Below are 12037 nucleotides of genomic sequence, written 5' to 3' on the forward strand. Positions count from 1 at the left end.
TCCTCACCAACGTTCAAGTAAATTGCTTTGCATGCTCCACGATCTTGCCGGCGAGTTCCTTCGCTGCCATTGCTACATCTTTATCTGTGGTCATCGGAGAGAACCACCATTCTTGGATCAAATCCTCTATTTCTTGCTGCAGCCTTTCCTCCGGTGATTGCTTAACGGTGTAGCCGTTCACTAGGGCTTCCATCAACATATTTCCGTCTCCAGGGCCGATATCAGACCAGACATGAAGTGCATCCGCATATTTCCCGTCCGAAGGATCTAGTGAAAGCTCGTAAATCTCCTCATTGGTCAACGACTGAGCCCTGAACCATTCAATAGCTTCAGCCACATCCTGGGGCACTGAAACCTTCTTGCGCGCTTGATTCAGTTCATCTTGCATATCAACCAATGTTTGCGCATGCTTGGCCAGATCGTTGATCGCCTTATCCCGCTGTTGAGAAATTATTTGGCTATTACGCCACAAGTTCGTCAATTCGTTTTCAGGGATTTCTTCAATACTTGGCAAATAAACAAACTTGCCGGCATAATCCCGGGGCATAAAGATTTCTCGTGATTCCTCGTCATAACCAATAACTGTTCCTATATCAATTGTCACTCCACCATTTGGTACGTACATATTCCTGTAGACCATTGGCGTCTTAACAACCGCATATTTGTAGCCCATCTAAACCACCTCCCGTGGCTCGTATCTATTTTGAGTTCCGAAGATTGATGCGTGTTCCGGCACCCAAACCGGAGGGCCATACTTGCTCAGATAGCCCAACCGATTAAGATAAGCATCAACTGGTTCATCATCATGCATAGCCTTGAGCAGTTCCCAGCAGCCGAGCACGTCGTTTAGGGCTCGGTGAGCTCCTTCAAGCTCAATCCCATATTTACCGCACATGTCAGTCAACTTATGAGGATAGAAATGACGGTCACGACTGATCGTAAGTGTATCGATAAATGGATTGGTGAACGTTCTCCCTGCCAGTCGATTTAAAGCATGGTGCAGAAATTGGAGGTCGAATGCAGCGTTGTGAGCAACTAACAAACTGTCTCCCATGATATTCCGAAGGATTCGGAACGCTAAGGATTCATCCATCGCATCAACAAGCATTTCGTCTGTAATACCAGTGATCTCAGTAATTTTTGATGTAAGTTGTTTGCCGGGCTGGACAAGGGTATGAAAGCCAGTGACGATTTCACCGTCCACAACTCGAATCGCAGCCATTTCAATTACTCTTTCTTCTACCGGATCAAGTCCGGTCGTTTCAAAGTCAAATACCGTAATATTTGATAGCATCAAACCACCTCCAGAAAATAATCTCGTTTATTGATAAATCCTTTTTCAAAGAGCGCCATTCTAACCGCGTGTGAAGCGAGTTCCGGCGTATTGTTATTGCTGCTAAGATGCGTTAGGAAAATCCGCTCGCCGCGACCATTAACCAGCTTTTTCAGCGCTTCTGCTGCCTGGTCGTTGCTCAAATGTCCCCGATGCGGATCGGCTATTCGGTCTTTGAGATAATCAGAATACTCTCCGTTCTGCAGCATATCCACGTCGTGATTGGCCTCAACGATGTAGATGTTGCCTTCCATCATCTGCAGCATGTCGTCGTCGATCTGCCCCGTATCAAACACCACACAGGCGCGGTTTCCGTTGCCGTCCTGGATCGCGTAGCCGACTGGCTCCAGTGCATCGTGATGAACCTTGAAGGGGTAAATGTCCATTTCACCGATCCGTACGCTGTCATATTTGCCGAACGTCGTTTCAAGTACATGCTTCTGATCGTCGTCCAAGCCGCTGATCTTCTGCCACTCGCCATGCGTTGCATATACCGGGAAAAGGTACTTCTTAGCTAAAGTCAGACCCTTGATGTGATCGCCATGGGCGTGTGTAATGAAGACTGCCTGGATGTCCGTTGCCGCATTGATGTTGTTCGCCAGCAGCCGCTTTTCCAAGTCGCGCTTCCACTTGCCGGCATCGATCAGGATCCCGGTGGAGCCACTTTGCAAATGAATGCAATTCCCGTCACTCCCAGTTGCGATGATGCTAACCCTCATCGCCATCATCCTCAAACAATTCATCGAAGCACTTGCCGCATACACCCGAAATGATCAATTCCCTTTCATCTGCTGATAAATATGGAAATGCATGCTGTGCATGTGCTCCTTCGTTGTACTGTTGCAGATCACTCCGTCTGACAGTTACCACCTGAGTCATCGCGCAAATGCTACAAGGGATATGCAACTCTTCAGTTTCAGGCACTGTTTCTTTATGATTCTCAAACATTACAGAATTGAAGTGATATCCGGGAATCTCCTGCAGATAAACATCCGTATGCCATCCTCCGACATCAGTACGCTCAACCGTGTAAATCTCACCTTCAACCAATCCGATCTCTCTTGCTCGTTCAGGTTCCCAATCATGCCCATTCTTGTTTAGAAACCTGACTCTATCGCCTTTTTGGGAGTAAATATTCATAGTTGGCGGCGGTTCAATAAAGTTAAAGTTCATATGCTCCTCTCCTTCTTGATTCGTTCTTTCCAAGCCTTGTCGCCCAGGCAGCGTGCAGACGTTACCTCAAAGTACCGACGGCCCTGCACGTAGGAGACATATAGTCCGGTGCTGCGCTCGTAGTACATGCCGTTGAGGGCTGGCTCCCCGGCCGGAGCCGGAGGCGGCTTGTCATTGCTGCCGCCGAATAAATCCAGCTCCAATTGCACCGGGTTAGATTGGCAGCTCATCTTGCTCCGCCTGCTGCTTCTCGGCAATATGGAGTTCCATGACCTTCAGTAGCGCCTTAAACTCGGCCAGTGTTGGCTTATCCCCTTTTATCTTTCCGTGATTCTTGATGTATTCGTCTATGGCTTCCGGTGTATCAATGCCCAGTTTCGCGAAATTGCGCTTCATCTCAGCTCGGCATTTTTTAAGATCTGCTGCATCGTCTTTCGGCGGTGGTGTCTGCTTCGGCTCCTCTGCTGGCGGCGGTGTCGTAGATGCTGCTGCGTTTGCTTCGGCGGTGATGTCCCGGCGGACTGGTTCGGTAGAATCATCGCCAATGCCAGCATTAAGGGCGGTCATGTTTTCCTCAACCGCTAATGCGATGTCAAATTGCTCCTTGACCGCTCTTGTTGCAGCGTGCTTTTTGCACATATCAGGATCCAGTGAACCATCTTCGAGTTTCCAGAACGAAGGGTTTTTCTTCGCGTATTTCTCAAACTCTGTCTTGTCACATAGGACAATGACATCCTCCCTCCCTTCACGTTTTGCGATGGCATAAGCTCCGACTACCTTCCCGCGAGGAAATCTAATCTTGTGGCGTATTTTAGTTACAACGCCATCTTCATTTGTTTCAGCCTCGAAGTCCTCAACTTCATTTTCACAAACTACTTGTCTATAAACGCCCACGTATCCGGGGGATTTCCGGGCCAAGGAATGAAATCCCTCATATTCGATTCGGATGTTTACGTCTTGGCCGTAAAGGATCGGCACCCCATGCCCGAGGCTTGGGTCGAGACCCATCCGATTCATTTGGTACATGAAGAGGTTGAACTGCGGAATGGTCAGCTTTTTCGCTATGGATTCCTTCATAGCCATGAGTTCGGCAACGCCAAAGTCACCAATTTGTTGAATCTGGTTAATATCAACCGCCTGAACTTGCGTATCTTTTGCCATATGATTAAAGCCTCCTATAAGAAAATGATTTTAGTAGTGCCCATATATCGATGTACGAGATGAAGTCGATCGGGTTCAGCCCGCTGCACTAGCCAGTCACCCGGCGTTCCAACGTTAGCGGCGATGATCTTTTTCTGTGCTAAAGTGGGGCGTTTTCCTCTCATAGGTTGAAGCTCTGGGCAAGATATGTGCCGTCTTTCCTAAGGTGATGGAAAGATCCGGAATCATCACGAACAATGATATGAGTTTCATATTCCGTATCCACTTGATACGTTTTCCCTTCGGTGAACTGACCCGGAACCGACTGTTTACATTCGATCTCTTTTATCATGCGGCTACATCCTCCGTTTCGATTTTTAATTCTTGGCCTTTGATAGCTCTGGCCGTAATCAGTTGGCCGTAGACCAAAAGATCACCCGTGTACTCCCCGATGCCGTCGACGAAGGTCGGAACAATGAGTTCAGACTGCTTGAACAGCACTTCGGTGAGCTCCAGTCCCGCCGTGATCTTCTCGCCGACAGACAGTGACGAGTAGTCTTTACCGTCCATTTGGATGCTGAAATCCGGATCGTATTCGCCAGTCGTCTTCACATACTTGAAAAGTCGAATCTTCAACCTAGTGAATAGCGACTGCACCTTCTCTGCCTGCAGCTCCGCCTCTTTGGCGCGATATGCCTTAATTGCGTCAAGGATAAATATGGACTCTTTAAGCGCCGCAAGCGTGTCATCCTCGGCATTCTTGGCTGCTTCGACATCTGCTTTGAGTGCTTGCCGGGCCTTGTCTGCGTGGAGCAAATCCTCTAATACATCCCGCTTCTGCTCAAGCTCGCGCATTTCGTTCCAGAGGTCTGAGACGTCGACCTCCTCCATGCCAGCCAGTTCGGCCTCTAACTCCTTGCGCTTGGCCACGGCCTTGGAGTGCTCGGCATGCAGTTCCTTCTTCCGGGCTTCCTTGGTGTCGGTAACAGCCTTCACAGCCTCCTCATCCAACGGCCGTTTACAACTCGGGCAGGCATCCTCGATCGGCTCATTGTAAACCTTCATATAATGGTTTTTGGCAGACTCAACACCGAGCCGAGCCACAGCCAGCTTACCCATGACCGAGGAGCGTTCTTGATTGGTTTGCTGGGCCGCATCAATCAGCTCGTTGATCTTCTTGATTTGTTCCAGCAGCGCGGCTGATTCAGCTTTGACAGCTTCGACATCCGTTGGCGCATCCGGCAGACGGCCGTACTGTTCCCGCAGCGTATTTGTCCTACTTTGAGCTGCTATGTGCTGCTTCTCCAGCTTCGCTTTCTGCCCCCCAGTTCCGCCGTGAATCTTCTGCAGGTCGTCCAGGGAACGCTTCTTCGTGAGTTCGTCGAGTTTGGCTGCAGCAGGATTCAGGGCAATGTCCTTGACTTTCTGCTCCTTACTAGTCCGGCTCATTTCAGCTAACACTTCCGACTTAGCCGGAGGGACGGTGTGTTTCATTACCTGCTCCCGCTGCTTAGTCCAGTGTTGAGTAAAGAAGAATCCCGGGTTATAGAGAGATAGGAACTCCTCTTTGCTAAAGAGCTCGGCCACCGCGGCCTCGTATTCCTTGGCCTTTGCAGGCACATAACTGATGCAAAACTCATTGACCCCGTTTTCGTTAATTTCTCGGGTGAAGGTCATTTCCTCGCCATCGACCGATAATCTAAGTGACGCATATACCCGATCAAACTCGTATGTTGTTGGCGATGGATTAAACCTATTTCCAAATAAATCAGTACCGAAGAATATCCAAGCCGGGGCTTCTCCGAATGTCGTCTTGCCTTCTCCGTTATTGCCGGACAGATTTGTTATATCGCCATATTTTTCATCTAGCTTCCGGATCCCGGCGAAGTTCTTCAACTCCAACTGGATGAATCTAACTTGCTTTGCCATTCTCAAACCTCGCTTCCCTGTGTTATAGTGGTATTAGGATATTTTTTATTGTCCGCTCTCTAATTGGGCGGCTTTTTTTCTGTCTACCTTCACGCCGTACTTCTGCTCAAGCTTTTCCAACTCGCAAATCAGGTGAGCCCTTATCTCGGGGTTTTCCTCCGTTTGCAACCAGTCCAGTGCGAATAGGTAATTGTTCAAATCGATCCGGACAACTTCCGGCTGCCGCTCGTAAACGCTAAGGGCAAGGTTGATAGGTAATAATGGTGTTTCTGGCATCGGAATCCTCCTACAACTGAGCGAACTCTTGCTCGAGCAGTTTGATTTCTTCCTCGACTTCTTTCAGGACAGCTACTTTGGCGCGGGCTGAGAGGCGGTCGAAGTTGTAGCTTACGAGCTGAACGTATCCACCACCGTCCGATAGTCTAATAGTGTCTTTGCCTTCGCTGTGCTGAATAAATTCGTTTAATTCCGCGATCTTTTTCTTAATAGCATGAGCTTTATCGACCCGCTCGCCCATGTATTGCAACGTTTTTTCATCCATGCTTTTCCCTCGTTTTCGTTGATATTTGGGCTTAAAACCCCGATTTTGGCAAAAAAATAAATAGGCTACTGATTTTCAGCCTCTTCATAGGGTTCATAATATTTGAGCAAATCTTCTTCCGTTATAGGTGGCGTACGTAAAGCAGTTGCTACAACCGGCCTGAGAATGTACCTCGTTTCGATCTCACATACTTCAAGCCGCTGACCAGTAGACTTCAATTTGAATTTCTGGCCTAGTTCAATGCACATTGTCTTGTTCACCTTCCTCTCATTATTCGCAGTCATCACACTTTCGTGGATACCCCGGATCCTCGCCGTCGATCAGTAACCCGCAGCATTCACATAACAGACCGTCCAGCACCATTTCAGCAGCTTCTCCCATCGCTTTCCTCACCTCCTTTCAAGCGCTCCACAATGGCTGGGAAAAGCGGTCAAGATCAGGCATAGCCACCCCGCACCTCCTCAGACGTAATGCTGCAAACTCTGGTAGTACGAGATTAGCCCTCGCTTTTTGAGCTCCAGATACTTGTTTTGCACTACCCGCTCCGTTTTACCGAGAGCAAACGACATCGCCCGCCGACCATCATGCTTGTAAAACTTGCACAAATAGGACAACTCATCTTCCGTAAACCGCTGACCGTGTTTTTCATGAAATTCCGGGTGATACATCATCCGGCCTAAGTTGTCATATTGGATACCATCATCTTCTATGGCTAGGCCAGCCATGCGAGCCACGCTCCCCGCTGCACCCGCTCCACGAAGTCCGCGAAGGTTATTCCGTAGCGGGCGCCAACATCGAAGTGTTCAAAATAGGTTCCGAGCCGATCAAGCAGTTCGTCTGGCATGCTGCTCACTCCCCCATGTACCAGTTAACTGCCTGCGGAAAATTGTGTATTGCTTGCGGGCATGCAGGGCAATTAATAAGCGTCCGCTATCTTTCATCCGGCGTTCAAGCTGCAGATAGAAGTGCATTAGCTCTCGCAAGCTCCGTTCATCCTTCACGTACATTTCGCCTCCATTTCATCGAGTTTTTGACTAAAGTGCATTACTAGATCCATTTGTTCATTGCACTGCGCTGCATAGGCCGCTTCCTTATAACCGTCAATCTTTTGCACCAGATCAGCGTTTGCCCTGAGACAATGCATCATTTCGCTGGCTTCGAATAGGTTCAATCCGCCCTGCAGCATCTTTATTGTTAGCTCAGCAAGCCTGCGTTGTACCGGGTGAATCATGATGGCCATGCTATTACCGTCCTTTCAGCCGATTTAAATTTTGGTTGAGTTCGGCAATGATGTCATCGTATTGCTCTACGACCACCTCAAGTTGACCAATTACATGGCGCTGCTGATTGTTGAGCTTGCTGCGCTCAATTGTTACAAAGATGTTTGCCGCAACTGTCAGCATGAAGATGATGAGCACGAGCCATTCTAATCTACGAAACCATTTGGATTGTTCGTCTAAGTTCATAGCGACTCCCTTCCGATATCCAATTGTCAAAGAGCGGATGATGATTAGTTAAATGCTAGTTGCGAGTTCGCTTGCTCAATATCCCGCAATAACTTCCCGTGTGGCCGCCAGCTGCTAACATATTCCTTCGCCTTGTCGAAGTCCTTGACTAAGGTGTTTTTATAGGAATTTGTATTGAAGTAGCCCTTGAAATCTCGCCACAATGCTGAGTAGGTTTCGCCTCGGATCGTCTTGTTCAGATATGCCGGGCTCTCTTTTCCTCCGAGCATAGAAACGACAACTTTGTTGGCTAGTAATTGAAGGTCGTTTTGCTGCCCGTAATCTATGGTTGTGTTGTTTTCTAGACGAGTGACCCTTACTTCAAATGCTTGAGTCCGCTGATCCAGGAGGAATATAGCTTGGAGTTCTTGACTAAGTTGTTCATATGGGTTTGACTTGATCCTGTAATAGTCATCCACCAGCATTTCGTAAGCTTCCCACGCCTGATCAGTGTTGAGAGACTTCGCATGCATCCAAGCGCCTTTTTCTGTCCAGAGGTAAACAACAGGGGCGAATTTGAGGTTGGTATCAAATTGATGTGAACCTTTGAAATCGTCCAATTCTTGGCCACGAAGCTCGAAATAGTGCTTTCCTGCAGTGTAGCGATCCTTATTCCGAGAAAAATTGTTTGTAATGATTTTATTCTCAGTCCCAAAAGTCTCCGCCAATTGCGCCGTTGTCAGCACGCGCTGATCTTTGTGATTAATTACTCGCAGTTTGTTCATTTGTCTGTACGATCCCTTCAGGTTCGTTGAATTCGAAGTTTACTGAAATCCCCAGCGCATCACAGACTTTATTGATCGAATCCTCGTTCCACCTACGTTCACCAGCAATCAAATCGTGTATGTGTTGATAGCTGTATCCGGTAGCCCGTGCTACGTCTGCTTTATTAATTCCCTTGGTGTTCATCACTGCCTTGACTGCCTCAGTGAAATTCATGCTATGTTCACCTCCTGTGATTCGTATTATCACGCTATTAGCTGTATTTTACAAAGCCTAAAATAAAGCATTTAGCGTTATTTCGGAGGATTATTATGGTTTTTTCAGCTAAACGCTTTATTTTTCTCTGTTTTCCAGCTATTTGCGTGTTGTTTTTTGTTTGTAGGAATGATAGTATCAATTAAGCAATTAGCTTTATTTTGAGGAGCGGTGAAAATAATGGAGAGTAATAATCGGATTAGAGAACGTAGAAAAGAACTTAAATTAAGCGGTCCAGAAGTAGCTGCAAAACTTGGCATATCGACTCAATACCTCTATGACATTGAACGAGGAAAGCGAGGATTAAGCAGTGAGATTCTAGGTAAACTATCAGAGGTGTTAAAAGCAACCACAGACTACCTTTTAAAAAAAACAAACTTAAATCTTTACGGAGTTGACCTGAATGACAAAAACCCCGATCCACATGAAGAATCGGAGTTAGCAGACATTCCTATTGAACGCTTGAATCAATATAAACTAACCTACAAGGGACATGATTTAAGTAAAGAGGAAGCCGACGACATTATTGAGCTTTTGGAAGCTGCCTTGAAGCGTTGGAAGAAATAAGTCCCTCCAAGTACCTTGTAGCTTCCGAAACATCAACGCCTTTAGATTTTAAATTCGCTAGGTACAGTTCTAAATCGATATTGATAGGTCATCACTCCTAGTAGGTGGTAATGTATTCCGCAAGAGATAAGACGAGCATACCACAAACGCGAACAAAAAACGAGAACAAATGTTCTGAAAAATAAATGATGTATTTCCTGAAAAGAAAGGAGTAATCCATGGGTCTCCGGCTCGGGGATTGTCTCCTGCTGGAACGATTAGAAGAGAAGGGCATATCACAAGCTGAGTTTGCAAAAAGAATGGGCGTTTCCCGCCAATTTGTTAGTAAGCTCATAAGTGGTGAACGAAAAATGTCCCTAGAATTCGCCTTCAACGCTGCGCATATTTTAGGCTGCCGCGTCACTGATTTATACATCCTCGAGGTCGTTCGCAACAGGAGATGAGCAGGTTAACGCCGCTCTCCCCCGAGAATATCGTCACCCAATGGGGTTACACCCTTCCTCCCTTCCTATGAAGTCACCACCAATTATAAACCCAACAAGAAATTAAAATAGGACAATTACAGGACGTAATCACTCCTCTTTGAACAACTTTCTAATTTGGATAGAAACATTTTCCTAGTTCTGGTAGACTAATATCGAACATTACATAATTAGGAGGATGGGATTTGAACAGGCCAATCTATAAAAAATGGTGGTTTTGGCTCATTATTGTCCTTGTTATTGGTGCCATCGGTAATATGAGCGAGAGTAAAAATGAAGCCGATCCGGCCGTAAATAGTCCGACCGAGTCAGTGGTTAAACAAGAGGATGTTGCAAAGGAGGATAAGAGCGATCCGGCGGTAGAGCAGGCCTCTGCCCCACAGCAAGAAGAAGATAAGACGGAGCAATACGCTGCCTACGTAGATGATTTTATGCAGGAAATTTCAGAAGCCGAAAACAAAGCAAATCCAGTTTTCGAAAATTATGTGGAGAAGATGAACGCAGCTGCTGACGGAAGTGCCTCGCTACTAGATGCTTATGAAGCAGCGAAAAAGGCAAAAGAACAGGCGAGCCAGTTGCATGCAGATTTCTTTAAGATTAAGGTCCCGTCTGATTTGCCGAAGGATGCAAAGAGTTTATTGGAAGAAGCAAAGACCGAACTATCCACGGCCTACTTTGTTAGAGAAAAGGCCTACAAGTCAGCAATGGCCTATCTGGATGAGCAGAAGGTGAGTCATCTCGATGCTTTTAAAGAGAACATGGAATCCTCCGATAAATTTATGTTATCTGGAGCAACAAAGATGGCTCAAGCAAAATTAAGTTTGGAGGATTCTAAATAAAAGTAGCGAAAGCACAAAACCACCGGGACTATACCTCGGTGGTTTTAAATTTAATGTTAAACAGGTTAATCTCCCGCAGGTGCATCCCAAGAAAGCTCCGTGATATCCTCCATATGAAACCATTCGCCATCCACCTTAAAGCGTGCTGTAAGGCTGTCCAACCACTCTATAACGCCGATCACATAAACATCCTCGTACTCGTCAAACATGCGCAGTTTTACGGGCTGCCGCGTCTTATGAGCTGTAACTATAAATCGCGCAACTTGCTCCTTTTCTTGATCGTCTAATTCTACTCTCCGCCGCTTCGTTTCTTCTCGTTGTTGCCTCAGAGCCGACTCCCTGTGTTGCGGCAGTATCATCCGGCTAGATTCCCATAGCATGTTAGTGCCTGGCGTTAATTTATTCACCTTAATCACCCCTGCTGGAATTATAATGCGAATAAACGTTCGTAGTCAATGGAGTTGGCAAAAAGCACCTAATCAATGTATCCTAGTAATTGGATACTAGTAATTGATAAGGAGGGTGTCAGATGCCTGTTACCATTGAACTACCTAGAGATCTTAATGTTATGAATTCGTTGATGTTTTGTCGTGAACTTGAGCTTTTAGAGGATGCTGATGTGTACAACGTTGATTGCAGATCCTTGGGTAATGTAGAGCCTTTCGGTATGCTTTTAATTGGGTCTCGGTTACGGCAATTAATAAAGGATAAAAAAGAAAAAGGCGCTAAGTTTTTCGCAAGGAACTATGAACATAATGATTACGCAGCCCACATGGGCTTCTTTAAAAGCGTTCAACTGAATTATGGGAACGCTCCCGGAGAGGCAAAGGGTAGTTCTACATATTTACCAATAACTAAAATTGATGTCCAAGAACTTATAACAGAATCGCACGAAAGAAGAGAACACGTAGTAGATACTATAGAGGGGAGAACTAGGCAACTGTCAAAGGTTCTTTCTTGTGGGAACAAAAATATCGAGGGAGTTCTGACTTATTCAATAAGAGAAATAATGAGAAATGTTTTAGAACACAGCTATGCTGAGAGTATTTGGTATGCGGGGCAAGTATGGCCATCAAAGGATCGTGTGGAAGTGTGCATTCTTGATGAAGGTATCGGCGTTCAGAAAGCATTAAAAGCTAACAGACACCTGGAGTTTAAAACTGCAGAGGAAGCCTTATTGCTAGCAATTGAGCCTGGTATATCGGGCAAAGATATTAAGGCTGAACAACGCCGCGACGAGGTTTACGGGAATTCTGGTTATGGGCTATTTATGACAAGCAGAATTTGTCAAGATAACGGAAGTTTTATCATCGGAAGTACTAATAGTTTTATCATTATAAACGGAAAAGGCCACAAATCATATGAAAGTCCTTTTACGGGAACCATAATACGGTTAAGTTTAAACATTTCCAATATAGCGCAAATAGACTCCTTATTGCCTATTTATCTGAAAGAAGGCGCAAAGAGAGCCAGAGATAATAAGCATCTTGATTCCATTAGTGCATCAAAATCATCAAGACTTCTATTAAGAAAAGATAAGTAAAGCAACA

24 protein-coding genes are annotated in these 12037 nt (G+C 46.1%); 4 read left to right on the forward strand and 20 right to left on the reverse strand.

From position 1 onward, the window contains the following. Positions 1-13 precede the first annotated feature (13 nt). From CZ379_RS23215 to CZ379_RS23290, 19 genes are all read right to left on the reverse strand, one after another. A complete protein-coding gene (locus CZ379_RS23215) occupies positions 14-673 on the reverse strand; it encodes a DUF1642 domain-containing protein (protein ID WP_110933779.1) in 660 nt (219 codons plus the stop codon). Beyond that, positions 674-1294 carry a 3'-5' exonuclease gene (locus CZ379_RS23220; protein ID WP_110933780.1) on the reverse strand — a complete coding sequence of 207 codons (621 nt, stop codon included), beginning with the start codon at positions 1292-1294 and terminating at the stop codon, positions 674-676. It abuts the gene before it with no gap. Then, positions 1294-2076 carry an MBL fold metallo-hydrolase gene (locus CZ379_RS23225; RefSeq protein WP_234404989.1) on the reverse strand — a complete coding sequence of 261 codons (783 nt, stop codon included), beginning with the start codon at positions 2074-2076 and terminating at the stop codon, positions 1294-1296. The genes CZ379_RS23220 and CZ379_RS23225 overlap by 1 nt, the downstream gene beginning before the upstream one ends. Beyond that, positions 2042-2506 (reverse strand): hypothetical protein, encoded by a 465-nt coding sequence (locus CZ379_RS23230; protein WP_110933782.1) that lies wholly within the window; start codon positions 2504-2506, stop codon positions 2042-2044. The genes CZ379_RS23225 and CZ379_RS23230 overlap by 35 nt, the downstream gene beginning before the upstream one ends. Beyond that, a complete protein-coding gene (locus tag CZ379_RS23235) occupies positions 2503-2736 on the reverse strand; it encodes a hypothetical protein (protein WP_234404990.1) in 234 nt (77 codons plus the stop codon). Before CZ379_RS23235 ends, CZ379_RS23230 begins: the two co-directional genes overlap by 4 nt. Continuing rightward, complete coding sequence (locus CZ379_RS23240) at positions 2720-3667, reverse strand: recombinase RecT (RefSeq protein ID WP_110933783.1); 948 nt, start codon at positions 3665-3667, stop codon at positions 2720-2722. The genes CZ379_RS23235 and CZ379_RS23240 overlap by 17 nt, the downstream gene beginning before the upstream one ends. A 14-nt stretch (positions 3668-3681) precedes the next feature. Next, positions 3682-3831 (reverse strand): DUF6906 family protein, encoded by a 150-nt coding sequence (locus tag CZ379_RS27230; RefSeq protein ID WP_407668694.1) that lies wholly within the window; start codon positions 3829-3831, stop codon positions 3682-3684. A 163-nt stretch (positions 3832-3994) separates the two neighbouring features. Beyond that, positions 3995-5575 carry a coiled-coil domain-containing protein gene (locus CZ379_RS23245; protein ID WP_110933784.1) on the reverse strand — a complete coding sequence of 527 codons (1581 nt, stop codon included), beginning with the start codon at positions 5573-5575 and terminating at the stop codon, positions 3995-3997. Between the two features lie 45 nt (positions 5576-5620). Then, positions 5621-5851, reverse strand: coding sequence for a hypothetical protein (locus CZ379_RS23250; protein ID WP_110933785.1), 231 nt, complete (start codon positions 5849-5851; stop codon positions 5621-5623). Between the two features lie 10 nt (positions 5852-5861). Continuing rightward, positions 5862-6116, reverse strand: coding sequence for a hypothetical protein (locus CZ379_RS23255; protein WP_110933786.1), 255 nt, complete (start codon positions 6114-6116; stop codon positions 5862-5864). Positions 6117-6181: 65 nt separating this feature from the next. Continuing rightward, positions 6182-6364: a hypothetical protein gene (locus CZ379_RS23260; RefSeq protein ID WP_110933787.1), complete on the reverse strand. Its 183-nt coding sequence runs from the start codon at positions 6362-6364 to the stop codon at positions 6182-6184. Positions 6365-6386: 22 nt separating this feature from the next. Further along, positions 6387-6509 carry a hypothetical protein gene (locus tag CZ379_RS27020; RefSeq protein ID WP_267890504.1) on the reverse strand — a complete coding sequence of 41 codons (123 nt, stop codon included), beginning with the start codon at positions 6507-6509 and terminating at the stop codon, positions 6387-6389. Between the two features lie 68 nt (positions 6510-6577). Beyond that, complete coding sequence (locus CZ379_RS23265; protein WP_055108938.1) at positions 6578-6841, reverse strand: hypothetical protein; 264 nt, start codon at positions 6839-6841, stop codon at positions 6578-6580. Further along, the gene (locus CZ379_RS26405; protein ID WP_199925858.1) at positions 6829-6969 is read right to left on the reverse strand and encodes a hypothetical protein; all 141 of its coding nucleotides are present in this window, start codon (positions 6967-6969) and stop codon (positions 6829-6831) included. The genes CZ379_RS23265 and CZ379_RS26405 overlap by 13 nt, the downstream gene beginning before the upstream one ends. Beyond that, the gene (locus CZ379_RS23270; RefSeq protein WP_199925748.1) at positions 6941-7117 is read right to left on the reverse strand and encodes a hypothetical protein; all 177 of its coding nucleotides are present in this window, start codon (positions 7115-7117) and stop codon (positions 6941-6943) included. The genes CZ379_RS26405 and CZ379_RS23270 overlap by 29 nt, the downstream gene beginning before the upstream one ends. Next, complete coding sequence (locus CZ379_RS23275) at positions 7114-7356, reverse strand: DUF7667 family protein (RefSeq protein ID WP_110933789.1); 243 nt, start codon at positions 7354-7356, stop codon at positions 7114-7116. Before CZ379_RS23275 ends, CZ379_RS23270 begins: the two co-directional genes overlap by 4 nt. A gap of 4 nt (positions 7357-7360) precedes the next feature. Further along, positions 7361-7582: a hypothetical protein gene (locus CZ379_RS23280; RefSeq protein WP_110933790.1), complete on the reverse strand. Its 222-nt coding sequence runs from the start codon at positions 7580-7582 to the stop codon at positions 7361-7363. A 44-nt stretch (positions 7583-7626) separates the two neighbouring features. Next, positions 7627-8346 (reverse strand): ORF6C domain-containing protein, encoded by a 720-nt coding sequence (locus CZ379_RS23285; protein ID WP_110933791.1) that lies wholly within the window; start codon positions 8344-8346, stop codon positions 7627-7629. Further along, positions 8324-8560 (reverse strand): helix-turn-helix domain-containing protein, encoded by a 237-nt coding sequence (locus CZ379_RS23290; RefSeq protein WP_110933792.1) that lies wholly within the window; start codon positions 8558-8560, stop codon positions 8324-8326. The genes CZ379_RS23285 and CZ379_RS23290 overlap by 23 nt, the downstream gene beginning before the upstream one ends. Before the next feature lie 219 nt (positions 8561-8779). Here CZ379_RS23290 and CZ379_RS23295 point away from each other — a divergent pair, with 219 nt between their 5' ends. The 3 genes from CZ379_RS23295 (at position 8780) to CZ379_RS23305 (ending at position 10487) form a co-directional block, all read left to right on the forward strand. Next, on the forward strand, positions 8780-9166 hold the full coding sequence (locus CZ379_RS23295; protein WP_110933793.1) for a helix-turn-helix domain-containing protein: 387 nt from the start codon (positions 8780-8782) through the stop codon (positions 9164-9166). A 218-nt stretch (positions 9167-9384) separates the two neighbouring features. Further along, positions 9385-9609 (forward strand): helix-turn-helix transcriptional regulator, encoded by a 225-nt coding sequence (locus CZ379_RS27235; RefSeq protein ID WP_110933794.1) that lies wholly within the window; start codon positions 9385-9387, stop codon positions 9607-9609. Positions 9610-9833: 224 nt separating this feature from the next. Further along, positions 9834-10487 carry a hypothetical protein gene (locus tag CZ379_RS23305; RefSeq protein ID WP_110933795.1) on the forward strand — a complete coding sequence of 218 codons (654 nt, stop codon included), beginning with the start codon at positions 9834-9836 and terminating at the stop codon, positions 10485-10487. Between the two features lie 65 nt (positions 10488-10552). Here CZ379_RS23305 and CZ379_RS23310 read toward each other — a convergent pair whose 3' ends face one another. Further along, the gene (locus CZ379_RS23310; RefSeq protein ID WP_110933796.1) at positions 10553-10894 is read right to left on the reverse strand and encodes a YolD-like family protein; all 342 of its coding nucleotides are present in this window, start codon (positions 10892-10894) and stop codon (positions 10553-10555) included. A 122-nt stretch (positions 10895-11016) separates the two neighbouring features. Here CZ379_RS23310 and CZ379_RS23315 point away from each other — a divergent pair, with 122 nt between their 5' ends. Further along, positions 11017-12030 (forward strand): sensor histidine kinase, encoded by a 1014-nt coding sequence (locus CZ379_RS23315; RefSeq protein WP_110933797.1) that lies wholly within the window; start codon positions 11017-11019, stop codon positions 12028-12030. Positions 12031-12037: the final 7 nt, after the last annotated feature.

The sequence above is a fragment of the Paenibacillus bouchesdurhonensis genome (assembly GCF_900155685.1).
In the GTDB taxonomy this organism is placed as follows: Bacteria; Bacillota; Bacilli; order Paenibacillales; family Paenibacillaceae; genus Fontibacillus; species Fontibacillus bouchesdurhonensis.